The 21,889-nt window shown below is 63.8% G+C and carries 20 protein-coding genes; 12 read left to right on the top strand and 8 right to left on the bottom strand.

Going from position 1 to position 21,889, the window contains the following annotated elements; translation table 11 throughout:
• Nucleotides 1-6 precede the first annotated feature (6 nt).
• Complete coding sequence (locus tag AC3WVQ_RS27620; protein WP_034798487.1) at nucleotides 7-441, bottom strand: GFA family protein; 435 nt, start codon at nucleotides 439-441, stop codon at nucleotides 7-9.
• Nucleotides 442-704: 263 nt separating this feature from the next.
• On the bottom strand, nucleotides 705-1,775 hold the full coding sequence (locus AC3WVQ_RS27615; protein ID WP_192373398.1) for an IS110 family RNA-guided transposase: 1,071 nt from the start codon (nucleotides 1,773-1,775) through the stop codon (nucleotides 705-707).
• A 409-nt stretch (nucleotides 1,776-2,184) separates the two neighbouring features.
• Here AC3WVQ_RS27615 and AC3WVQ_RS27610 point away from each other — a divergent pair, with 409 nt between their 5' ends.
• The 10 genes from AC3WVQ_RS27610 to AC3WVQ_RS27565 all read left to right on the top strand — a co-directional run bounded on the left by AC3WVQ_RS27610 (nucleotide 2,185) and on the right by AC3WVQ_RS27565 (nucleotide 14,342).
• Nucleotides 2,185-2,709, top strand: a complete 525-nt coding sequence (locus tag AC3WVQ_RS27610; protein ID WP_113187172.1) for an RNA polymerase sigma factor — start codon at nucleotides 2,185-2,187, stop codon at nucleotides 2,707-2,709.
• On the top strand, nucleotides 2,706-3,647 hold the full coding sequence (locus tag AC3WVQ_RS27605) for a FecR family protein (protein ID WP_162765870.1): 942 nt from the start codon (nucleotides 2,706-2,708) through the stop codon (nucleotides 3,645-3,647). The genes AC3WVQ_RS27610 and AC3WVQ_RS27605 overlap by 4 nt, the downstream gene beginning before the upstream one ends.
• A 93-nt stretch (nucleotides 3,648-3,740) precedes the next feature.
• On the top strand, nucleotides 3,741-6,233 hold the full coding sequence (locus tag AC3WVQ_RS27600; RefSeq protein WP_268088207.1) for a TonB-dependent receptor: 2,493 nt from the start codon (nucleotides 3,741-3,743) through the stop codon (nucleotides 6,231-6,233).
• 303 nt (nucleotides 6,234-6,536) lie between these two features.
• Complete coding sequence (locus tag AC3WVQ_RS27595; protein ID WP_060521916.1) at nucleotides 6,537-7,673, top strand: transporter substrate-binding protein; 1,137 nt, start codon at nucleotides 6,537-6,539, stop codon at nucleotides 7,671-7,673.
• Nucleotides 7,670-8,251, top strand: coding sequence for an ANTAR domain-containing response regulator (locus tag AC3WVQ_RS27590; RefSeq protein WP_060530382.1), 582 nt, complete (start codon nucleotides 7,670-7,672; stop codon nucleotides 8,249-8,251). Before AC3WVQ_RS27595 ends, AC3WVQ_RS27590 begins: the two co-directional genes overlap by 4 nt.
• Nucleotides 8,251-9,099 (top strand): ABC transporter permease, encoded by an 849-nt coding sequence (locus tag AC3WVQ_RS27585; protein ID WP_034805438.1) that lies wholly within the window; start codon nucleotides 8,251-8,253, stop codon nucleotides 9,097-9,099. Before AC3WVQ_RS27590 ends, AC3WVQ_RS27585 begins: the two co-directional genes overlap by 1 nt.
• A gap of 1 nt (nucleotide 9,100) precedes the next feature.
• Nucleotides 9,101-10,021: an ABC transporter permease gene (locus tag AC3WVQ_RS27580; protein ID WP_268088212.1), complete on the top strand. Its 921-nt coding sequence runs from the start codon at nucleotides 9,101-9,103 to the stop codon at nucleotides 10,019-10,021.
• 29 nt (nucleotides 10,022-10,050) lie between these two features.
• Nucleotides 10,051-11,670 carry an ABC transporter substrate-binding protein gene (locus AC3WVQ_RS27575; protein ID WP_034805443.1) on the top strand — a complete coding sequence of 540 codons (1,620 nt, stop codon included), beginning with the start codon at nucleotides 10,051-10,053 and terminating at the stop codon, nucleotides 11,668-11,670.
• A gap of 60 nt (nucleotides 11,671-11,730) precedes the next feature.
• Nucleotides 11,731-12,675 carry an acetamidase/formamidase family protein gene (locus tag AC3WVQ_RS27570; protein ID WP_113187143.1) on the top strand — a complete coding sequence of 315 codons (945 nt, stop codon included), beginning with the start codon at nucleotides 11,731-11,733 and terminating at the stop codon, nucleotides 12,673-12,675.
• On the top strand, nucleotides 12,672-14,342 hold the full coding sequence (locus tag AC3WVQ_RS27565) for an ABC transporter ATP-binding protein (RefSeq protein WP_268088215.1): 1,671 nt from the start codon (nucleotides 12,672-12,674) through the stop codon (nucleotides 14,340-14,342). Before AC3WVQ_RS27570 ends, AC3WVQ_RS27565 begins: the two co-directional genes overlap by 4 nt.
• 66 nt (nucleotides 14,343-14,408) lie before the next feature.
• Here AC3WVQ_RS27565 and AC3WVQ_RS27560 read toward each other — a convergent pair whose 3' ends face one another.
• On the bottom strand, nucleotides 14,409-15,782 hold the full coding sequence (locus AC3WVQ_RS27560; RefSeq protein WP_113187141.1) for an ATP-binding protein: 1,374 nt from the start codon (nucleotides 15,780-15,782) through the stop codon (nucleotides 14,409-14,411).
• Nucleotides 15,782-16,444: a response regulator gene (locus AC3WVQ_RS27555; RefSeq protein WP_034805456.1), complete on the bottom strand. Its 663-nt coding sequence runs from the start codon at nucleotides 16,442-16,444 to the stop codon at nucleotides 15,782-15,784. Before AC3WVQ_RS27555 ends, AC3WVQ_RS27560 begins: the two co-directional genes overlap by 1 nt.
• A gap of 115 nt (nucleotides 16,445-16,559) precedes the next feature.
• Here AC3WVQ_RS27555 and AC3WVQ_RS27550 point away from each other — a divergent pair, with 115 nt between their 5' ends.
• Together AC3WVQ_RS27550 and AC3WVQ_RS27545 are read left to right on the top strand one after the other, a co-directional pair.
• A complete protein-coding gene (locus AC3WVQ_RS27550; protein ID WP_060581085.1) occupies nucleotides 16,560-17,318 on the top strand; it encodes a L,D-transpeptidase in 759 nt (252 codons plus the stop codon).
• Between the two features lie 184 nt (nucleotides 17,319-17,502).
• Nucleotides 17,503-18,219: a L,D-transpeptidase gene (locus AC3WVQ_RS27545; protein ID WP_060530387.1), complete on the top strand. Its 717-nt coding sequence runs from the start codon at nucleotides 17,503-17,505 to the stop codon at nucleotides 18,217-18,219.
• Nucleotides 18,220-18,267: 48 nt separating this feature from the next.
• Here AC3WVQ_RS27545 and AC3WVQ_RS27540 read toward each other — a convergent pair whose 3' ends face one another.
• The 4 genes from AC3WVQ_RS27540 to AC3WVQ_RS27525 form a co-directional block, all read right to left on the bottom strand.
• The gene (locus tag AC3WVQ_RS27540; RefSeq protein WP_082566580.1) at nucleotides 18,268-19,107 is read right to left on the bottom strand and encodes a L,D-transpeptidase; all 840 of its coding nucleotides are present in this window, start codon (nucleotides 19,105-19,107) and stop codon (nucleotides 18,268-18,270) included.
• An 83-nt stretch (nucleotides 19,108-19,190) separates the two neighbouring features.
• Nucleotides 19,191-20,180, bottom strand: a complete 990-nt coding sequence (locus tag AC3WVQ_RS27535; RefSeq protein ID WP_060530479.1) for a L,D-transpeptidase family protein — start codon at nucleotides 20,178-20,180, stop codon at nucleotides 19,191-19,193.
• Nucleotides 20,181-20,513: 333 nt separating this feature from the next.
• Entirely contained in the window at nucleotides 20,514-20,768 is a 255-nt protein-coding gene (locus AC3WVQ_RS27530) for a hypothetical protein (RefSeq protein WP_034805462.1), read from the bottom strand.
• Nucleotides 20,769-20,897: 129 nt separating this feature from the next.
• A complete protein-coding gene (locus AC3WVQ_RS27525) occupies nucleotides 20,898-21,806 on the bottom strand; it encodes an SDR family oxidoreductase (RefSeq protein ID WP_034805465.1) in 909 nt (302 codons plus the stop codon).
• Nucleotides 21,807-21,889: the final 83 nt, after the last annotated feature.

Here is a 21,889-nt window from a genome sequence, read left to right as displayed (position 1 = left end):
AATGAGCTATTCCGCCATCATCTCGCCCGTTCCGCCGAAGGCCGGCGGGAAGTCCCGATACTTCGGCAGGCCGTCCTTCATCGGCAGCACCGTCTCCTGATAGTTGACATGAAGCATCGGCTTGAAGGCAAGCGACGGGATTGCCGCTGCAAAGACGTCGGTGACACCCCAGAGCGGATGTTCGGTCATGAGATGCCCGCCGCAGGCCTTGCACCATTTGCGCACGCTCGTTGCCGTCTTCTGGTAGCCAACCAGATTGTCCGCACCCTTGACGATCTTGACCTTCTCCGGTGGCCAGAGCGTAAAGGCGTTGACCGGGCCTGCCGACCAGCTTCGGCAGGAACTGCAATGGCAATAACCCATGGCGGCCGGATCGCCGCTCACTTCGATCTCGACTGCGCCGCAGAAGCACTTTCCGTTGAGGCTGCCGTTCGCTGCCATGACTTTCTCCAATGAAAGAACGCAAGGGGCAGAACGCCTTGAGTTGGCGGCTTTCCTTGGGTTCGGTTTTGTTCTGACCGGCCTTTTTTGCCGATCGGCTCAATGGTCTTCGTTCCGCTGGACAGGGCCGTCCTTCGGTTCTGAACCATTCTCCAATGCGTGACCTGATGGCTTGGCTTCGGTCACAGAGTGGCGTTCGGCTCCCGGCTTCCCATTCTCCTTGAGGAGCGCAGCCCGGCACTGCTAGGCTCGCTAGAAAGTCATCAGGACAGTCGGGATTTCATTGACGCGCCTTCCGTGATGATGCTTTCGCCGCGCGGCTCGTAAGCGCGCTGGTCGCGCAGGATCTGGAAGGCGATCGTCAAAAGCTTGCGCGCCATCGCCACACGCGCCTTGTTGGTTCCTCTGATCTTCAGGTGCTCATATTGGGCGCGAAGCTGTGGATCGCTGGCGATCGCCGGGGTGACCGCTTCGACAAAAGCCCAGCGCAGCCACTTGTTGCCCTGCTTGATGATCTTGCCGTGATAGGTCTTGCCGCCGCTCGAATAGGTCGAGGGCACCAGCCCGGCATAGGCGGCCAGCTTCTTCGGGTTGCGGAACCGCGCTATGTCATCGATCTCCGCGTCGATCAGACGGGCGAAGAACTCGCCGATGCCGGGGATCGTCTTCAACAGCCTCACGTTGGGATTGGCCTTGGTCATCGCCCGGATCGTCGCTTCCGACTGCTTGATCCGCTCATCGATGTCGCCAATGAAAGCGAGGCCACGGTCGATCTGGATGCGGTCGATCTCAGAGACGTTGACCTGCGAAAGCTGAATGCGGCCGGCCTTACCAAACAGATCGCCGAGCGTCTTCAATTGCGCCGTCTGCTCCGGATAGCGATCAAACACCGTGACGATGCGGTTCTTCGTCATCGTGCGCAGCCGCACGTAGAACATCCGCTCCCGCAGGGCGACACGCAGGTCCCGCGACCGCTCGCTTGGCGCCCAGGCTTCCGGCACCAGGTCGGCGCGCAGCAAATGCGCCAGCACGGTCGCATCGATCTTGTCGGTCTTGATCTTGGCGTCGGCGATCGCCTTGACCTTCAACGGGTGGGCGAGAACGACATCATCACAAATGTCGTCGAGCCAGTCGTAGATAACCATCCAGTTGCGCGTCGCCTCGACAACCGCATGGCTGTTTTCGCGGTACCGCTCGAGAAACCCGCCGAGCGACTGGCGATCGTTCTTCACCCGGCCGGAGCGCAGCGTCTTGCCGCTGCTGTCCTGCACCACCAGATGGCTATAGGATTTGTGGTAATCAACGCCGATATGGTAATCATAGGACGCAGTCATGCTTCCAACTCCCGTGTTGAGATCTCCAAAACCCCAACAGGATAAGCCGAAAGGCCGGAAGCGTGGCTGTCCCTCAATCATCACCTGCATCTCAGTGATCCGTTCTCTCAGCGGACGCGGTCTCTTTCATGCCACCTCCTTTCGGTTCTTGTCGCCCGGAAATCTGGCTCTTGCTGATAACCGGCGTGAACCCTGCCTGAGGGTCTCACTCTGAGCCCTGAGGTCAACGCCTCCTTTCGAGCTAGTTGCACTGCTGACGGCCTCGGAAATTAAAGATGAGTACAATACTCATATTTGTTGTGCACACCGCACGGACGCGCTAATGAACGCCGGCGCTGCCTCGTCTGCACCGCGCCCTGTCTCTCATCTTCGCTCTGCCGACGGCTCCTGATCGGCCCTGAAACCTATCATGCCAGAGAAATCAGCTTCGCATTTGATGCTCGACGACGCGATCGTCGCCTACTACGACGAGCTTTGCGCGATGACGCGGCGGCGTGGTCACCAGGCGGCAACCGCGAACGAGGTCGTTCACGAGCTTTATGTTCGGTTGGTCGATCGGCGCACGCCGCTTGAGGGCAAGTCGTCGCTCAGGGCGTTTCTGCGCCGCGCCTGTGCCAATCTCGGTATCGACCGGCTGCGGCGCGACCGCTTCGAGTTCAAGCTTTTCTCCGGTAGCGAAGAAGACGCTCTGGCTGTCGCCAGCGATATCACTGCGCCTGATGCCAACATCGATCTTCCCCGGCGGCTGGCGATCCTGAAGAGGGCGATCATGGACATGTCGCTGCAGCGGCGGCGCGTCTTTCTCGCAAGCCGCATCGGCAACCTCACCTCGGACGAAATCGCCATGCGCACAGGGATCAGTCGCAACATGGTCGACCGGCATCTGCGCAAGGCCTATCTGCATTGCCTCGACCGGTTGGAGGAGGTGTTGTGACGGCGCGCGACAGGAGGATGCGCGAGCAGGCGGTGGATTGGCTCGTCCGCCTGACGGGTGATCCCGACGATGAAGCGTTGCAGCTCGCCTTCGAACGCTGGCGCGCGGAGGATCCTGCCCATGCCGAGATTTTTGCGCGCGCTCAAAGGGCGATCGGTGACGCATCGCTCTTGATCCGGCGCGAACCGGAATTCGCCCAAAGGGCGGTGAAGCGGACAGGGACGCGGCGAAAAACCGCAACAGCGCTGGCGGCCATCGTCAGCGTCGGCGCCGGCATTTTTGTTGCGCTCGACGGCGCCCTGTGGATGCAGGCGGACGTCATCGCCGGCAAGGGTGAAAGGCCGATTCTTACCCTTGAGGATGGCTCGACACTGCAGCTCAACGCCCAGTCGGCCGTCGCCTATCAGTTCACTTCCGCCGAGCGGCGGATCGTGCTGCTGCGTGGCGAGGCCTTCGTCCAGGTCGCGGCCGACAGCCAACGGCCCTTTGTCGTTAAGGCCGGAGGCGGCACGACGACGGCACTCGGGACGGCATTCGACGTCAACCTCACCGACGACGGCACCAGCGTCACCGTTCTCGAACACGCCGTATCGGTCGCGACGGACGCGGCAATGCCGCCGCGCCGCGTCGCGGTCAACGAGCAGGTCAGCTACGACCATGACGGCCGGCTCGGCGATGTCACGCCGGTCGATCCATTCGTGGCAGCAGCATGGCGGCAGGGGCGCCTGGTTTTCGAGGAACGCACGATCGCGTCCGTCGTCGAGGAAATCGGGCGCTACGTTCCCGGCAAGATCCTGATCGCCGATGCCGGCGTCGGCGCCAGGCGGGTGTCCGGCAGCTTCGATCTCTCCGATCCCGTCGGCGCATTGCAAGGTCTTGCCGAAGCCTTCGACGTCAAGGTCACCCGGATCGGAGCCTACGTCACGATCCTGCGCTAAAAAAATCGAGGACGAGGTGTCCCTGAACCGGCACCTCGTTCGTCCAGAAACCAGACCCCGGCCGTTTCGGCCATCTCTCTGTCTGGAACCATCATGTCATATTCGAATACGACCGGCCGCCGCCGCCAATCCGGAATTCTCAACCTGCTGATGGCAGGCACCGTGTTTGCCCTCACCACCACCGTCGCCCTTGCGCAAGATGCGGTGCGGCATCACGTCGACGTACCTGCGGGCAAGCTGACGACGGCCGTCAATCGCCTGGCCTCACAGCTCAAGCTGCAGGTGGTGTTCGACAGCTCGGTCGCCTCAGGTGTCACCACGCCAGGCCTTTCCGGCGAGATGACGGCCGAAGAGGCGCTGGCGCGGTTGCTGAGCGGAACGGGCGTCCGCTATCGTTTCGTCGGCAGCTCGACGGTGAAGCTGATGGGTGCGGTGGAAGCCGCGACGCCGGCAGACGGCGAAGGCACGAAGCTCGCGCCCATTGTCGCCCGCGGCGACGCCAAGGACGGTGACCGCGCGCCGAACGTCGCGGTCCTTGATGCCGAGGACATCGAAAAGGCCCAGGCATCGAGCCTTCCGGAATTGCTGCAGAAGACGCCCGGCGTGTCGATGGGCGGTGGCGTGCGCATCGAAGGACAAACGCTCGCCATCCGCGGCTTTGCCCGGCAGTCTGACGTGCGGATCATCCTCGACGGCGCGCCGAAGAATTTCGAGAAGTACGACCAGGGCACAGTCTTCATCGAGCCGGAACTGCTCAAGCGCGTCGAGATCGAAAAGGGCGCGACATCGGTGCGCTATGGCAATGGCGGCTTCGGCGGCACGGTGCTGATGGAGACCAAGGACGCGGCCGACATACTCAGGCCCGGCGAAGAATGGGGCGTCTGGGCCAAGTCCGGTTTCCAGAGTGCCAACAAGCAGTTTCTCGAAACCGGCGCGCTCTACGGAAAGTCGGATTTCGGCGGCCCCATCACCTATGATGGCCTTCTGGCCGGCACATGGCGCAAAAGCGGCGACATGCGCGTCGGCGGCGGCGAGGTCTACAACTATTCCAACTCGAAGCTGACCACCCTGCTTGCCAATGTCGGTGCCGAATATGACGGCCACGAGATCAGGGGGACGGTCGCCTACGGCCAAAACGACAATTGGGGACCCGTGGCCGCCATCCGCGGCCAGTCGGCGCCGTCGGACTACAACATCACCCGCTACGGCTACAAGGAAGCGATGCGCCGGCTTCTCACCTGGCGTGAAATCGAGGATTTCACCTCGACGCTTACCTATAGCTATACGGGCGACAGCGACCTGGTGAATTACCGCATGATGGGGAGCTTCTCGTCGACCGGCCAGCATGCGAAGCGGCCCGACATTCCGGGGCTCAACCCCAGCGCATCCGTCGGCGGCTACGAAAACGATGCCACCTACACAGACATCAAGTTCGAAGCGGAGAATACCTCCAACTTCACGCTCGGCGGACTGTCGCACAGCCTGAACTATGGCATTCAGTACCTGGATCATGACCGGGACATCTGGATGTATGACATCGCCAACCGCACCCAGGCGCAGTACAACTACGGCTCCTACGCCCCCTGGTTCATGCCCGAGGGCTCGCAGAAGACCTTTGCCGCTTTCGTTCGCGATCGGATCGAACTGACGGACGCGTTTGCCGTGACGCCGGGCCTGCGCTACGACCATGTGCGCTCGAAGGGCGTGCCGAACGAGGCGCCGCGGTTCGACAATCCGCTGGCCGGGCACGACTATTCAGCCGTGTCGCACCAGGGTGTGACGCCGGCGATCAGCCTGTCATGGGAAGCCACGCCGTCGGTGCGGTTCTTTGCCGACTGGGCCTATGCGATGCGGGTGCCCAACATTGACGAAATCTATTCGACCCAGAGCGTGCTTACCAAGGCTTCCGGCACCAGCCGTGATCTGGAGGTCGAGCGTAACAGCACCTTCAACATTGGTGTCGACTTGAGCTTCAACGACGTGCTGACGACCGACGACATGCTGTCGACGCGTATTTCGATCTACAACAACCACGTCTCCAATCCGGTAACGCGCCGGTTCGGCACGGCCAACCTCGCCGACGTTACCGGCAACGTGCCATTTTACTGGAACACGCCGTCCTACGATATCCGCGGCATCGAGTGGCAGACGCACTACGAGACCGAGCGTATGTTCGCCGATCTCGGCGTGTCCTGGATGACCGGCGAGCGGACCGGCGCCGTCAACAACGTCTGGGGACCGGACACCTATATCAACGATCTGGCGCCCCTGACCGTGATCGCGACGGCCGGGATCAAGGTACCGGATCAGGACCTCGCCTTCGGCTGGACAGGCACCTTCGTCGACGACCAGAACCGCACGCCCTACAATCAGGGCGGACAGACCTACGCGCGCCCGCCGAGTGCCGGCTATGCGGTGCACGGCCTCTTCCTCGACTGGACGCCGACATCGGGCTTCATGGAGGGTGGCGAAGTGCATCTCGCGGTCGACAATATCTTCGACAAATACTACGAGCCCTATCTCAGCGACGGGATCTCGGCGATGCCCGGCCGCAACTTCAAGATCGCGATCAGCCGCAAGTTCTGACCGGACATGGACCCGGCCGGCCGGCATGCGGTCGGCCGAATGTCCTCCTACGCGCCTCCGCGCAGCAGTGGCGCTTGATTGCGGTGCTCCACCCGCCTCTGTCTGTAAAGTTGCGTATAATAGGTTGCGAGCTTGCCAATCCTTGCTTGACAGCCGTCGATTGCCCGTATCTTAATCATGCTCTCAGATTGAGCATGATCAATCCATTCACATGACCTCGATGGTCGACGGGCAGTTTCGCCCCATGATGCCCCCATCTTCGATGGGCCCGGCGTCGTGGGGTTTTTGGTTTTTGGCGGGTACATGAGCGGCGCGGTAAAGATCGGCATCCTCTATTCGACGACCGGGCCCTACGGGACGATGGGCCGCGACTGTCGCGACGGCGCGGAATTGGCGATCGAGGAGATTGCGGCAAGCCATCCGGGCCGGATCGAGCCGGTTTTCATCGATCCGGAAGCCAATATCGACCGCTATCTCGAAGGCGCCAGATCGCTGCTGCGCGACCACGGATGCCGCCACATCATCGGCACCATCACCTCGCTCGCTCGCAAGGAGGTCATTCCGCTTGTCGAAAAGCACGACGGCCTGCTCTGGTACATGTGCCCCTATGAGGGCTTCGAGGCCAACGACAACGTGATCTATACGGGCGGCTGCCCGAACCAGCATTTGCTGCCCTTGCTCGACTATCTGCTGCCGCGTTTCGGCAACCGGCCCTATCTGATCGGCGCAAACTATGTCTGGGGCTGGGAAATGAACCGCCTGGCGCGTGAGCTGGTGGAGGAAGCCGGCGGCGCAATCCTCGGCGAGCGTTACCTGCCGCTCGAGGAAACCGCGGTCGAGCGGATCGTCGCCGAAATCGAGCAGCGCCGGCCGAGCTTCATCCTCAACAATCTCGTCGGTCCTTCCAGCTACGCCTTCCACGCGGCGATCCGTGCGCTCGCCGTGCGCGATCCGGGGTTCCGGCCGGAAAATTGCCCGGTCGTCAGCTGCGACCTGCAAGAGTGCGAGCTGACGGACATTGGCCTCGGGGTCGCGACCGGCCAGCTCTGCGCCGCTTCCTATTTCGACACGGTGGTTTCGCCCGACAATGCGGCCTTCAAGCTGCGCGTTGCCAGTCGCTTCGGCCCCGGGCGACGCATCTCCAGCCTGTTTGCCAGCGCCTATGCCTCCGTCAAGCTTTGCGCCGAGGCGATCATCGAGGCGGGCGTCGACGATCCCGCGACGATCACGCAGCTTGTTTCGGCAGCGGCGCATCAGAGTGTGCTCGGCCCGCTCAGGATCGATCCGCAGACCCACCATGCGGCGTTGCCGTTCCATCTCGGCCGCATCAGCGACGACGGAGGCTTCGACATCGTCACATCGCTGCCGTCAATTGCCGCCGACCCCTATCTGACCGGCCAGCGCAAGCGCAAGGCGCCCCAATTGCGGATCGTCTCATGAGGGAAACACCGAACTTCACCGGCTGGCGTGCGGCAATCCTGCACCGCGAAGACCAGACGACGGAGCGGCTGGTGCGACAGCTCAAGCTCTTCGGCTTCGACGTCACCGTACAATGGCAGCCGCTCGATGCGCGCGACCTGCCCGATATCATCCTCGTCGACGCTGACCAGGGCTGGAGCGGGCTCTTGCCCTGGAAGGACGAACAGGCGCCACGGCCGCTGATCGCCTTGCTCGGCTCGGAAGCACCGGGCCGGGTCGCCTGGGCGATGGGGCAGGGGGTTGCGGCCATCATCGCCAAGCCGGTCGCGTCCTCGGCGGTCTACCCGGCCCTGGTGTTGGCGGTTGGGATCCACGAGGAGCGCCGCGCCGTCGCCGACAAGATCGCCCATCTCGAAGAACGGGTGCGCATGCGCCCGCTCGTTCATGCCGCCGTGCAGAAGATCGGTCAGGCCTGCCATGTCAACGAAGAACAAGCCTATGGAATCCTGCGCAATTGCGCGATGAAAAAGCGCCTGTCGATGGAGCAGATCGCCGGTTCCATCCTCGGCGGTGCCGAGCCCTTGCCGGAGGCCGGTTGATGCAGGTTTTGAAATCCATGTTCAGGCAGCCGGCGGCGCTGTTCGGTCTCGTCGTCGTTGCACTGGTCGTCATGCTCGCTTTGGCCGCTCCGCTGGTTGCCCCCTATAGCCCGGACGAACAGATGTTCGACGGGCTGACGCTCGAAGGAGCGCCGTTGCCGCCGAGTGCTCAGTTCCTGCTCGGTACCGATACGCTCGGCCGCGACCTCTTTTCGCGCCTGCTCTATGGCGCCCGAACTTCGCTTGTCATCGGCCTCGTCGCCAATGGCGTTGCCGTCTCGATCGGGCTCATGATCGGCATTCTCTCGGGCTACATGCGGGGCCTTATCGGCAGCGCACTGATGCGCTTCACCGACCTGATGATGGCCTTTCCGGCGCTGCTGCTGGCGATCGTCCTTGCCGCACTGCTGCGCCCAAGTCTCTGGATCGTCGCCATGGTGATCGCGCTCGTCAACTGGGTCCAGGTCGCCCGCATCGTCTATACCGAGACCCGTGGCTTGGTCGAACGCGACTTCATCCTCGCCGAGCGCTCACTCGGCGCCGGCCACGGGCGCATCCTGTTTCACCACATCCTGCCGCATCTGGTGCCGACGGCGATCGTCTGGGGCACGCTCGGCATCGCAACCACGGTGCTGCTCGAAGCGACGCTCTCATTCCTCGGCATCGGCGTCCAGCCGCCGACACCCTCCTGGGGTAACATCATCTTCGAGAGCCAGAGCTATTTCCAGGCCGCGCCCTGGCTGGTGTTCATCCCCGGCGCCGTCATCCTTTTGACCGCGCTCTCCTTCAATCTGGTCGGCGATGCGCTCCGCGATATCCTCGACCCGACGCAACGCGGGAGGGGCTGAGATGGCATTCCTTCTGCTGCGCCGTCTCGTGCAGACCGCGCTCATCCTGCTCGGCGTTGCCGCCATCACCTTCCTGTTGCTCTATGCGCTTCCCGCCGACCCGGCGCGCATGATCGCCGGGCGCAGCGCAACGGCGCAGACGGTCGCCAACATTCGTCGGGAACTCGGGCTCGACCAGCCGCTGCTCGTTCAGTTCTGGAGCTATCTCCAGGGGCTGGTGCAGGGCGATCTCGGTCGCTCCTACGCGCAGAAGACCGATGTCGGTACCTTGATCGCGGCGCGCCTGCCGGCAACGCTGATCCTGATGGCGGCCGGAATTTTCGTCGAAGTCCTGCTCGGCGTGTTTCTCGGTGTCGTCGCGGCCATCCGGCGCGGCGGTTTCGTCGATCGGCTCGTGATGATGGCATCCTTCGTCGGCGTCTCGGCACCGCAATTCGTTGCGGCCCTTTTGCTGCTCTATGTCTTCGCGGTCACGCTCGCCTGGTTCCCGATGAGCGGCTTCGGCAGCTTCGCCCATGTGGTCCTGCCGGCGCTGACGCTCGGCATCCTCGGTGCCGGCTGGTATGCGCGCATGGTGCGCTCGGCGATGATCGACGTCTTGAACCAGGATTATGTGCGCACCGCACGTGCCAAGGGCCTGTCCTCGTTCCGCATCATCTTCCGCCATGCGCTGCCGAACGCGCTTCTACCCGTCATCGCCATGGTCGGCATCGATATCGGCCAATTCATGAGTGGGGTCGTTGTCGTCGAGGCCGTCTATGGCTGGCCAGGCATCGGCCAGCTCGCCTGGCAGGCGATCCAGCAGGTCGACATTCCGATCATCATGGGGGTGACGCTCGTCTCGGCGCTCGCGATCGTGCTTGGCAACCTCCTTGCCGACCTCGTCGCGCCGCTCATCGATCCGCGCATCCGCGCCCGCTAATCCGAAACCAACCAAAAAGGGGAACAACAATGTTCAAAAGCTGGCTTCGAACTTCAACCGTCGCTGCGGCACTGCTCGCAGCACCGCTCTCGGCCCTTGCACAGGATGCGCCGAAACAGGGCGGAGATATCGTCATCACCTACAAGGACGATATCGCCACGCTCGATCCCGCCATCGGCTACGACTGGGTCAACTGGTCGATGATCAAGAGCCTGTTCTCGCGCCTGATGGACTACAAGCCGGGTACCACCGAGCTGGTGCCGTCGCTCGCCGAAACCTTCGACGTCGCGCCGGATGGCCTGACCTATACGTTCAAGCTGCGCAAGGGCGTGAAATTCACCAACGGCCGCGAGATCGTCGCCTCGGACGTGAAGTATTCGATCGAACGGGCGGTCGACCCGAAGACGCAGGGGCCGGGCGCCGGTTTCTTCGGCGCGATCAAGGGCTTCGACGATCTCTCGGGCGGCAAGGCGGCGACGCTTGAAGGCATTGAGGCGCCGGATGATGCGACTGTCGTCTTCCACCTGTCGCGCCCGGACGCAACCTTCCTGCACGTGCTCGCCGTCAACTTCGCCTCGGTCGTGCCAAAGGAAGCGGTCGAGGCTGCCGCCGGCGACTTCGGCAAGAAGCCGGTCGGCTCCGGCACCTTCGTCCTTAGGGACTGGACCGTCGGTCAGAGCCTGACCTTCGAGCGCAACCCCGACTATTTCGTCAAGGACATGCCGCATATCGACAAGTTCACGGTCGAGGTCGGCCAGGAGCCGCTGGTGGCGCTGCTGCGACTGCAGAAGGGGGAGGTCGATATTGCCGGGGACGGTATTCCGCCGGCAAAATTCCTCGAAATCAAGAATTCGCCTGAAGGCGCCGAGATTATCGTGGATGGACAGCAGCTCCATACCGGCTATGTCACGCTCAACACCAAGGTGAAGCCCTTCGACGACGTAAAGGTTCGTCAGGCCGTCAATATGGCGATCAACAAGGAGCGTATCACCCGCATCCTCAATGGTCGCGCGACGCCCGCCAACCAGCCGCTGCCGCCGCTGATGCCGGGTTACGACAAGGCGTTCACCGGTTATGACTATGACGTCGAGAAGGCGAAGGCCCTGCTCGCCGAGGCCGGACATGGCGATGGCTTCGAGACGGTGCTCTATTCGACCAACACCGACCCGCAGCCGCGCATCGCCCAGGCGATCCAGCAGGATCTGGCCGCCATCGGCATCAAGGCGGAGGTGCGGGCGCTGGCCCAGGCCAACGTCATTGCCGCCGGCGGCACCGAAGGCGAAGCGCCGATGATCTGGTCGGGTGGTATGGCCTGGATCGCCGACTTCCCGGACCCGTCGAACTTCTACGGCCCGATCCTCGGCTGCTCCGGTGCGGTCCAGGGCGGCTGGAACTGGTCGTGGTACTGCAACGAGGCACTCGACAAGCGCGCCGTTGCCGCCGATTCCATGTCCGATCCGGCAAAGGCGGCCGAGCGGCAGGCGGAATGGGGCAAGATCTTCACCGACATTATGGCCGATGCGCCGTGGGTGCCCGTCACCAACGAGCGCCGCGTCGTCGCCAAGTCGCCGCGAATGGGTGGCGAGGGCGAGATCTACGTCGATCCGACCCGGGTCATCAACTACGACGCGATCTTCGTGAAGCAATAAGCGTCGGGCTCTCCGGAGGTCGTCTTCGGGGAGCCTCTTCATGAGTTTGGGAGAGATTTCATGTGCGTTGCCTGCACACACACCATCCATCGCGCCAAGCATCATTTCGGCTGGAACCGCGACTTCGAGCCGACGCTGATCGCCAAGCCCGGTGAGACCATCCATTTCGAATGCCTGGATTCTTCCGGCGGGCAGCTCGGCGCTGGCTCAACGCTTGAGACATTGGCCTCGCTCGATTTCGAGAAGATCAATCCGGTGACGGGGCCTGTCTATGTCGAAGGTGCTGCGCCCGGCGACGCGCTGAAGGTGACGATCCGCCGCTTCGTGCCCTCGGGCGTTGGCTGGACGGCCAACATTCCGGGCTTCGGCCTGCTCGCCGATCAGTTCACCGATCCGGCGCTGCACATGTGGTCCTATGATGCGAATACCATGGCACCGGCGCTCTATGGACCGGGCGGCCGCGTGCCGCTGAAGCCCTTCGCCGGCACGATCGGCGTCGCGCCGGCCGAACCGGGCCTGCATTCGGTGGTGCCGCCGCGCCGGGTCGGCGGCAATCTCGACATTCGCGATCTCACATCGGGCGTCACCCTCTATCTGCCGGTCGAGGTGGAGGGCGCGCTGTTTTCCATCGGCGACACCCACGCAGCCCAGGGCGACGGCGAGGTCTGTGGCACCGCGATCGAGAGCCAAATGGAGGTCGAAGCCACGATCGAGCTCGTCAAGGATTCCCGTCTCGCCAGCCCGCGGTTCACTACGCCGGGTCCGGTGACCCGTCATCTGGATGCTGCCGGTTACGAGGTGACGACCGGCATCGGCCCGGATCTGATGACCGGCGCGCGCGAAAGCCTGATGCGCATGATCGACCTGCTTGGCGCCGAACACGGCTTGAGTCCGGTCGATGCCTATCTGCTCTGCTCGGTCTGCGGCGACCTCCGCATCAGCGAGATCGTCGACGCTCCGAACTGGGTCGTTTCCTTCTACTTCCCGAGGATCGTCTTTTCGTGACAACGGCAGCACCCGTGCTCGGCATCGATGGCCTCTGCGTCGATGCGCTGACGCCGCAAGGGCCGCGAAGGGTCCTTGATGCCGTCAGCTTCAACCTCATGAGCGGCGAAACGCTGTGCATTGCCGGCGAGAGCGGCTCGGGCAAATCCGTGACTTCGCTTGCTGTCATGGGGCTCCTGCCGAAAGCCTCGCTGCGGATCGCCTCCGGCAGCATCAAGCTCGAAGGGCGCGAACTCTCGAAGCTCTCCAACAGTGCGATGCGCAGCGTGCGCGGCGGCGATGTCGCGATGGTCTTTCAGGAGCCAATGACATCGCTCAATCCCGTGATGTCGATCGGCGAGCAACTGACCGAGGCCATTCGCGAACATCAGGGTTCCGAGGGGGGAACGGCGAGTGCCGTCGCCCTGCGCATGCTGGATGCGGCGCACATCACCGAGCCGGCGCGGCGCATGACGCAATATCCGCACGAGCTTTCCGGCGGCATGCGGCAGCGCGTGATGATCGCGATGGCACTCTCGTGCCGACCCAAGGTGCTGATCGCCGACGAGCCGACGACGGCACTCGACGTTACCGTGCAGGCGCAGATCCTGACGCTGATGAAGGAACTGAAGCGGGAATTCGGCGCTTCGATTGTGCTGATCACCCATGACATGGGCGTGGTCGCGCAGATGGCGGACCGCGTGGTCATCATGCAGCAGGGCCGCATCGTCGAGCAGGGCGACGTACTGCCGATCTTCCGCTCGCCGCGCGAGCGCTACACGCAGGAGTTATTGGCGGCCGTGCCGAGGCTGGGGGCGCATGCCGGCACCGACGGCCCGCCGCGCATCGCCGCAACGGCTGCGGCATCCGTCTCGCGGGCGGCGAGCCCGGTCCTGTCCGTGCGTGACCTCGCCGTCCACTACGGAAAAAAGCCCAGCGGACTGTTGGGCGGAAAGAAGCTGGCCGCCGCCGTCAGCGACGTTTCCTTCGACATCTTCCCCGGTGAGACGCTGGGGCTCGTCGGCGAAAGCGGATCGGGCAAGTCGACCACCGGCAAGGCGGTGCTCGGCCTCATTCCATTCGATGGCGATGTGGCGATCGACGGCCAGCAGATCGGCGCGCTGTCGCAACGCCAGATGCGGCCCGTGCGCCGCTCCGCGCAGATGATCTTTCAGGATCCCTATGCCTCGCTCGACCCGCGCATGGCGGTCGGGGCGGCGATCGCCGAGCCGCTGCTCATCCATGGCATCGGCAATCGCAGCGAACGCACGGATCGCGTCGCCGATCTGTTGCGCCGTGTCGGGCTTGGGCCCGATGCTGCCAGCCGCTATCCGCACGAGTTCTCCGGGGGACAGCGGCAGCGCATCTGCATTGCCCGCGCGCTGGCGGTCAATCCGAAGCTGATTGTCGCGGATGAAAGCGTGGCCGCGCTCGACGTGTCAGTGCGGGCACGCGTGCTTGATCTGATGCTCGAACTGCAGGAGACGATGGGTCTTGCCTATCTCTTCGTCTCGCACGACATGGCTGTGATCGAGCGGATGTCGCACCATGTCGCCGTCATGCGCGGCGGCCGCATCGTCGAGATGGGAACGCGCCGCGCCGTGTTCGAGGATCCGCAGGACGCCTACACCCGGGCGCTGATGGCCGCGGTGCCGCTGCCGGACCCGCCGATGCGGAAAAGCGCTTAGAGCGAGATGACAAAACGGGTGCGGTCTCCGCCCGCATCCCCCTCTGTTTGAAACAATCGCGATCGATCACGGCGCGAGCGCTTGCGACAATACGATGCGAGCCGAGAGGCCGCCGGTCGGTCGGTTGCGCAGTTCGAGTTCGGCGCCGGTTCGGTCAAGCGCACGCTCGACGATGCTGAGGCCGAGCCCGCTGCCGGCCGCCGCCTTGAACCGACCGCGGAAGAAGCGCTCGGTCACGCGCGGCATTTCCTCCTCGGGGATGCCAGGCCCCTCGTCGTCGATCGCGATTGCCAGATGCTGGCCTCGTATCTCGGCGTGGCAAGAGACCGTTGCGCCCGGTGGCGAATGGTTGATGGCGTTTTCGAGCAGGTTGCGCGCCGCGAGCCGGAAGAGGTCCGGATCCATATTGATCCTGAGACCGGACATCGCCCCGTCGACGACAACATCGACGCGACGCGCCTGGCCGGCGAGTTCGGTGCGAAGACTTGTCAGCATCTCGCCGACATCAAAACCGGCCGCCGGCCTGCCGCTCTCGGTGGCTTCGACCGAGGCGATATCGAGCAGTTGCCGCACCAGCTTGCCGGTCCGGTCGACACCGGCGACGATCTGGCCGAGCGCCTTCTCGCGGATTTCGCCGTCGTCGCTGGCGAGCGCCACCTGCGCCTGCGTCTTGAGGCCCGCCAGCGGCGTACGCAGCTCGTGGGCGGCAAACGCGATGAAATTCTGCTCGCGCTCGCGGGCGCCGGCGACACGGGCAAAAAGGCCGTTCAGCGACTTCAAGACCGGGCTGATCTCGCGCGTCGTGCCGGTGTCCTCGATCGCGTGCAGGTCGGAGGCTTCACGCGCGGCAAGGTCGCCGGCAAGCTTGCGCAGCGGCGCGAGGCCACGCCCGACGCAGAGCCAGATCAGCACGGCCAGAAGCGGAATGATCAGCAGCGCCGGCAGCAACAGCCCCTTGACCAGGTCGTTGACCAGCCGGTCGCGGATGCGCAGGTTGTCACCGACGAGAACGCGCACGCCGAGGCTCGCATTCTCCACCGCAAAGACACGCCAGGTCTCGCCGTTGATGACGGTTTCGGAAAAGCCCATGGCGTGGGGTGCAAGCGTTGTGTCGGGCGCGCTGTCCGACTTGCCGATCAGAGTTCCGTCCAGCGACCAGATCTGGCAGGAGAGCTGCCGGTCGTAATGCGGGTGCTCCAGCAGCGGGATGCTGATTGCGCTCTGTGCCGGGCGGTTGGCATGGGTGTCGCCTTCTTCCTTCATCATGTCTGGGCTGACGATCAGCGAATTCACCATGCGCGCCGCCTCCATCAGCCGCGCGTCGAGCACGCGCTCGACTTCGGCGCGGGTGCTGAGGAAGATCCAGACGGTGGCCGATAGCCACAGGAGCCCCGTCGTGATCAGGAGGATGGCGAAAAGCCGGGCGCGCAGCGATTGCATCAGCCGGCTCCGCCCAGCCGGTAGCCGATGCCCCGGATGGTTTCGATCAGTCCCGGGCCGAGCTTGTTGCGCAGATGGTGGATGTGTACCTCCACGGCATTGCTCTCGATTTCCTCCTGCCAGCCGTAGAGTTTGTCCTCCAGCTTGGTCTTGGAGAAGATCACCCCCGGGTGCGACATCAGCGTATGCAGGATGGAATATTCGCGCCGCGAGAGTTGCACCGGTTTGCCCGCCTGTTCCACCGATTGCCTGGCCGGATCGAGCCTGAGCGTCGACCATTCCAGCGCGGCGCTCGCCCGGCCGCTGGAGCGTCGCGCCAGCGCCCGAAGCCTGGCGGCGACCTCGTCGAGGTCGAAGGGTTTGCCGAGATAGTCGTCGGCGCCAGTGTCGAGGCCGGCAACGCGATCGCGCACGGTGTCGCGTGCGGTCAACAGCAGCACCGGAATGTCGCTCTGCCTGGCGCGCAGGTCCCGCAGAATGTCGAGACCGGAGCCGTCGGGCAGCATCAGGTCGAGCACGACCGCGTCGAAGCCGTTGGCGGCAAGCGCCGTCGCGGCCGCATCGCAGGTGCCGACGGCATCGGTGGTGAAGCCCGCCAGCGCCAGGCCGACCTTCAGGCCGTCTCTAAGGATATCGTCGTCTTCGACGATCAGGACTCGCATCGCTACTCCTAACATTTCTGAGAGCGCGATCCTTTAATCGCTCCCTTAAGGCAGCCTTAAGGTAGGACTTCCCTCTGAGGCGGCATTGCAACAATCGAATCGTTGAATGCCCGATATGACCGAAGCACACGAGCCTTCTTCCTCCACGGCCGATCACAAGACCGGCATCACGCTGACCCGCCGCAGCCTTGTCGTCGGCGCGGCCTCGCTGTTCGTCACCGGCTGCGCGACCGCCCGCCCGACGCCGGCGGTGGTGCCGGCAGCCGTCACGCCCGTCCGCCCCTCAGCCGGCCGGACGGTGCCGCCGATGTACTATGCGATGCCCGACGAGCAGTTTCCGATCCCCGAGGTGAAGATCGCCGAGGTCGATCCGAAGTTCTGGCGGCAGGAGGTGGATTATCCGACCAGTGAGCGGCCCGGCACGCTGATCGTCGATACGCCCGCGAAATACCTCTATCACGTGCTGCCGGGCGGGCGGGCGATGCGCTACGGCATCGGCGTCGGGCGCGAGGGCTTTGCCTGGTCGGGCCGGGCGATCGTCGCCTACAAGCGCAAATGGCCGCGCTGGACGCCGCCCGACGAGATGGTCGCGCGTCAGCCGAAACTCCAGCCCTACAGCATCGCCAATGGCGGCATGCCCCCGGGCATCAAGAACCCGCTCGGCGCCCGCGCGCTCTATATCCATAAGGACGGCAAGGACACGCTCTACCGCATCCATGGCAGTCCCGAGGCATTTTCGATCGGCAAGGCGGTCTCTTCCGGCTGCATTCGCCTGCTCAATCAGGATGTCGTCTACCTCCATGATCAGGTCCGCGACGGCAGCACCATCGTCGTCATTCCGGATCCGACCAAGGGCGACATGGCGATCGGTTAGGTGAGGGCAGGCAGCGAGCGCGGGAATTCTGCAACACTTCGAAAACGAGTACCGCCTCGCGCAAGCGATCCACGCCAAAGAAAGATTTTCACCACATTTCGGTCACGGTTCGGCCCAACAGCCTTGGGCCTCCCCTCGGACCTCCCAACCGAAATCTCCAACCCTGGAATTGAATACAGTGTCGATGAATTTGTCCCGCCGGTCGCTGCTCGCGGTGATCGCCAGCTCTGTTTTGAGCGCCTGCACGCAGATCCCGAAACCCGAACCGAAACCGAAGCTGATCGAGCCGATCGGCGGTGATGGCGGCTCGCCGGAAAAGGCGGCGGATGCGGCGGGCGTGCCGACGAAGACCTTCGACTATGCCAGGATCTACGCGCCGGTGAAGGACGAAGGCTACGACGTCCCGGGCATCCAGCACACCGAGATCAAGCCGCAGTTCCTGCGCCAGGAAGTGGCCTATGCCACCAACGAGCCGCCCCATTCGATCGTCGTCGATACCCAGACGATGTTCCTCTACTACGTCCTGCCCGGCGGCCGCGCCATCCGTTACGGCGTCGGTCTTGGTGCGGCCGGCCGCGCCTGGAAGGGGCGTGCCGTCGTGCATTGGAAGCGCAAGTGGCCGCGCTGGACGGTGCCCGACGACATGGTCGCACGCCAGCCGCACCTCAAGAAATACGGCATCGATGCCGGCGGCATGGATCCGGGCCTCGACAATCCGCTCGGCGCCCGCGCCATGTATATCTTCCAGGACGGCCAGGATACGCTTTACCGCATCCACGGCTCGCCGCAGTGGCGCTCGATCGGCAAGAACGCGTCGGCGGGCTGCGTGCGGATGCTGCAGCAGGACGCGATCGATCTCTATGATCGCGTCAGAGGCAAGACGCCGCTGCTCGTCCTGTGATGGGCGACAATCTGGCGTAATTTCTGCGCCCTTGCCGGACGGATTGCCTCAAAGTGGCTGCGGAAGCGGCAGCCCGTCCGGCCCCATCAGCATATAGTCGGGCGACCGCTGCACCGGCTGGGAGTCCGGCAATGGTTGCCCATCCGGCAGGGGCTGCGCGTCCTGCATCGGCTGCGATTGCACCATGCCGCCGCCCGAGAGATCGGTGACGACGATCGGCGTGCCGTTCGGCACGCGGTTGTAGAGATCGACGACGTCCTGGTTGATCATGCGCACGCAGCCCGACGACACCGACTTGCCGATCGTCCACCATTCCGGCGAGCCGTGAATGCGGTAGAGCGTGTCTTCGCCGTTCTGGAAGATGTACATGGCGCGGGCGCCGAGCGGGTTCTTGAGGCCGGGATCCATGCCGCCCGCCTCGATGCTGAATTGCTGCAGCTCGGGCTGGCGCGCCACCATCTCGTTCGGCGGCTTCCAGCGGGGCCATTCGCGCTTGTACTGGATGACGCCGCGCCCGGCCCAGGCGAAACCGGCACGCCCGAGGCCGACGCCGTAGCGCATCGCCTGGCCGCCTTCATAGACCCTATAGAGAAAGTGGCTGCCGACGTCGACGACCAGCGTTCCCGGCTTTTCGCCGGTCGGATCGGCGACCATCTGGCGGTAGAAGCGCGGATCGATCTTCTCGTAGGGAATGGCCGGCAGCGGGTAGGGCTCGTTCGGCTTCTCGCCGTACATGTCGGCCAGGAACGTGTTGGTCTCGGGAACCGGTTCCGGCGCATAGGAGCGCGTCACAGTAGGCCGCGGCGAGGCGCAGCCGGCGAGACCAACGGCCGCCAACCCGGCGGAAAGCTGCAGGAAGGCGCGGCGGCGGAACTCTCTTTCGGGCATGTAATCCTCGATCGTCCTCTATTCGCTACCGGCGATGCAACCGACCTTTTAAGTCAATTGTGCGTCGCCAGCCGACGGAACGATCACAGGCCGGCGTAGGGGTCCGCCAGCGCCGCTTCGGGTCGGCTGATAGGATACTTAGTTCCCGAGATCTTCGCGGCCAGCTTTTCAGCACCGTTTTTCTCAAGAAGCGCCCGGAAGCTCGGATGCATGCCGCCATCGACATAGGCGTTCAGCGGCGCCGACGTCTGGTTGGTCATCATGCCGGCGAGCTTCGCGTCCTCCGATTGCAGTCGCGCCACCAGCCCGGCATCGGGCGTGGAGATCGCCGCCGGGCAGGCGGCAAGCGGGTCGGACGGTTCGCCATCGGCGAAATCGGTGTTGAAGACGTAGCGGCGGCCGCAGGCCGAAACCTTCGGCTGACGCTTCGTCGCCTCGAAGATGTCGTAGCCCTGCTTGATGTTCTTCCAGAAGTCGAAATTCGGGTCGCCGCGGTGCTTGGCCATGTTCTCCGCCGTCATGCGGAAGGGATAGGCCTGAACCTGGAACGTGCCCTGGCCGCCGGCGAGCGCGCGTTGCACCACGGAATAGATTTCGCCGACACCCTGGTCGGTCATGGCGTAGCAGCCGGACGACGAGCAGGCGCCGTGCACCATCAGCGCTTCACCGGTGTAGCCGAGCGCCGATTCCAGCCGGTTCGGGTAGCCGAGGTTAAACGACAGGAAATATTGCGATTTCGGGTTCAGCATGCCGGCGGAGACGTGGTAGAAGCCCTCCGGCGCCTGGCGGTCGCCCGACTTCATCTTCGGGCCGAGCTTTCCCGACCAGCGGCACATGGGATAGGTCTTCAGCAGCGCGTACTGGCCCTGCTTATTCTGTTTCCAGACTTCCAGTTCGCTTTCCTGCTTGAAGATGCGGATCAACACCGGGCTTTCCGGCTTGCTGCCGTTCTTCGCCATGGCGGCGATCAGCTTGGCCGGGATCGGCGGTGGCTCGCGCACGTCGTCGGCGTCGAGCGCCATGCAGCCGGACAGCGCCAGGGCCATCGCGCCGATCGCCAAGGCATGCCGCATCCGTCGCACCTGCGCGAATATCCTGCCGGCCTGAGGTGTCTCGGAAGAAGGGCTCTTGATCGTCTCGCGCCGCATGCGGGCTCCTGGAAATGCTTCCGCCACCAAGCGTCCTTCGTGTGGCGTGTGTGCCGGCCGGTTGCGTTCGACGCAGTTCGGTTCAGCCTCAAGTTCAGCGATTAAGCGGTGACAGCCCTGGCTGCAAGCCTTTGTCCCTGGCGCTCGCGATCAAAAATTTTTGAACGCGCGCTGCCATAGCTGACCGCCGATTGGGTCGATGTTGAGACAAGATGGTGAATTTTTTCTCAACGCGGGCGCCGGAAAAGTCCCGCTGCGTCAGTCCCGCGGCTCACTGCCGGGCGCATAGACGGTCTTCTGCTTGAAGGCAAAGACGTTGCCGCAGCGGCAGCGCACCATGTGCTTGGCGGGGTCGGGAGAGGTGCGTTCAGTCGAGAAGCCCTTGGGCATCACGTCGATGGTAAAGCCGCGATTGCTGCCCTTGCCTTTGTCGTTTTCCGACGCTTCGGCGAAGCCGGCGGCTCCGCATTTGGCGCATTCCAGCTTTCTCGAATACCGATCCCGCGATGCCATGTTCAATCACACTCGATAGCGCTGCCACATCCGGATGGCGGGCGGCGGCGCTTGGTTGCCCGAAACACCGAACTATAGGAGGCCGCCCGTCGTTTCAAGTTTGCCGGTGACGGGTTTTGGCGGCAACGCCTAACGATAGCCGGTTGCGTCGGCCGGCTTGTTCGCCTCCATCACCTCGCGCATGTAGCGCCAGCAATCGGGCCGCGAGCCGTCGAGATCGGAAAACCCGTAGACCTGCGCCAGCCCGCCGCTCGACAGCGACTGGCCGTTCCAGCGGGACTTGTCCGGATCGGCCGCGAGCGCCGCGATGGCGCGGCCGACGAAACGTGGTGTTTCCGAAATGACGAAGTGCGGTTGGTTCTTTGTGGCGTCCTGCCAGTTGTCTTCACCGACCTCGAAATGTTCGAGCATCATCTCCGACCGCATCCAGCCGGGCGTGATCGAAACCGCGGTTGCGCCGTGCGGCGAAAGGTCCTTGGCGTGGGCCCAGGCCATGCGGTTCGCTGAAACCTTGGCAAGGTCGTAGAACGGCGACAGCCGGTAGTTCTCGGCATTGTATTCGGCGGTGCCGTCGGTCACCTCGACCAAGAGGCCGCCGGGCTTCTCGATCATCAGCGGCAGGGCATAGTGGGCGGTGATCAGGTGCGTATCGACGCCGAGATGCAGGAGCTTCAACCCGTTTTCGAGATTGTGCTCCCAGACCGGCTTGTTCCACTCGAACAGCAACTCGCCGCCCCAGACGTCGTTGACGAGGATGTCGAGCCGTCCCTGTTCGCTGCGGATGCGCTCGACAAGCGCCTGTACCTGCGCCGGCTGCAGATGGTCGACCTGGGCGGGAATGCCCTTGCCGCCGAGGCTGGTGACGATCTCGGCGGTTTCCTCGATCGTTTCGGGACGCCCGTAATCGGATTGCTGTTGCCGCGTGGTGCGGCCGGTTACGTAAACAGTGGCGCCGGCGGCGCCAAGTTCGGTCGCGATGCCGCGCCCGCCGCCGCGCGTCGCGCCAGCGACGAGGGCGACTTTTCCTTCGAGTGTCATGATTCTTCTCCTTCGCGGCCGCTTGCCGACTGGCGTTTTCTTGCTCGGGTGATATATAAATGATTGTTCGGTTATAAATGAGA

It is taken from the genome of Ensifer sp. EB106-05-01-XG146, assembly GCF_058791875.1.
The sequence above is the reverse complement of the archived record's forward strand: the minus strand, read 5'-3'. Positions and strand labels throughout refer to the sequence as shown.

Excerpts from the sequence above, each read along its gene's own strand:
- AC3WVQ_RS27560 (WP_113187141.1), bottom strand. The coding sequence starts at position 15,782 with ATGCAATCGCTGCGCGCCCGGCTTTTCGCCATCCTCCTGATCACGACG.
- AC3WVQ_RS27555 (WP_034805456.1), bottom strand. The coding sequence starts at position 16,444 with ATGCGAGTCCTGATCGTCGAAGACGACGATATCCTTAGAGACGGCCTG.
- AC3WVQ_RS27610 (WP_113187172.1), top strand. The coding sequence starts at position 2,185 with ATGCCAGAGAAATCAGCTTCGCATTTGATGCTCGACGACGCGATCGTC.
- AC3WVQ_RS27595 (WP_060521916.1), top strand. The coding sequence starts at position 6,537 with ATGAGCGGCGCGGTAAAGATCGGCATCCTCTATTCGACGACCGGGCCC.
- AC3WVQ_RS27580 (WP_268088212.1), top strand. The coding sequence starts at position 9,101 with ATGGCATTCCTTCTGCTGCGCCGTCTCGTGCAGACCGCGCTCATCCTG.
- AC3WVQ_RS27620 (WP_034798487.1), bottom strand. The coding sequence starts at position 441 with ATGGCAGCGAACGGCAGCCTCAACGGAAAGTGCTTCTGCGGCGCAGTC.
- AC3WVQ_RS27570 (WP_113187143.1), top strand. The coding sequence starts at position 11,731 with ATGTGCGTTGCCTGCACACACACCATCCATCGCGCCAAGCATCATTTC.
- AC3WVQ_RS27615 (WP_192373398.1), bottom strand. The coding sequence starts at position 1,775 with ATGACTGCGTCCTATGATTACCATATCGGCGTTGATTACCACAAATCC.
- AC3WVQ_RS27590 (WP_060530382.1), top strand. The coding sequence starts at position 7,670 with ATGAGGGAAACACCGAACTTCACCGGCTGGCGTGCGGCAATCCTGCAC.
- AC3WVQ_RS27540 (WP_082566580.1), bottom strand. The coding sequence starts at position 19,107 with ATGCCCGAAAGAGAGTTCCGCCGCCGCGCCTTCCTGCAGCTTTCCGCC.
- AC3WVQ_RS27530 (WP_034805462.1), bottom strand. The coding sequence starts at position 20,768 with ATGGCATCGCGGGATCGGTATTCGAGAAAGCTGGAATGCGCCAAATGC.
- AC3WVQ_RS27575 (WP_034805443.1), top strand. The coding sequence starts at position 10,051 with ATGTTCAAAAGCTGGCTTCGAACTTCAACCGTCGCTGCGGCACTGCTC.
- AC3WVQ_RS27525 (WP_034805465.1), bottom strand. The coding sequence starts at position 21,806 with ATGACACTCGAAGGAAAAGTCGCCCTCGTCGCTGGCGCGACGCGCGGC.
- AC3WVQ_RS27535 (WP_060530479.1), bottom strand. The coding sequence starts at position 20,180 with ATGCGGCATGCCTTGGCGATCGGCGCGATGGCCCTGGCGCTGTCCGGC.
- AC3WVQ_RS27550 (WP_060581085.1), top strand. The coding sequence starts at position 16,560 with ATGACCGAAGCACACGAGCCTTCTTCCTCCACGGCCGATCACAAGACC.
- AC3WVQ_RS27600 (WP_268088207.1), top strand. The coding sequence starts at position 3,741 with ATGTCATATTCGAATACGACCGGCCGCCGCCGCCAATCCGGAATTCTC.
- AC3WVQ_RS27545 (WP_060530387.1), top strand. The coding sequence starts at position 17,503 with ATGAATTTGTCCCGCCGGTCGCTGCTCGCGGTGATCGCCAGCTCTGTT.
- AC3WVQ_RS27585 (WP_034805438.1), top strand. The coding sequence starts at position 8,251 with ATGCAGGTTTTGAAATCCATGTTCAGGCAGCCGGCGGCGCTGTTCGGT.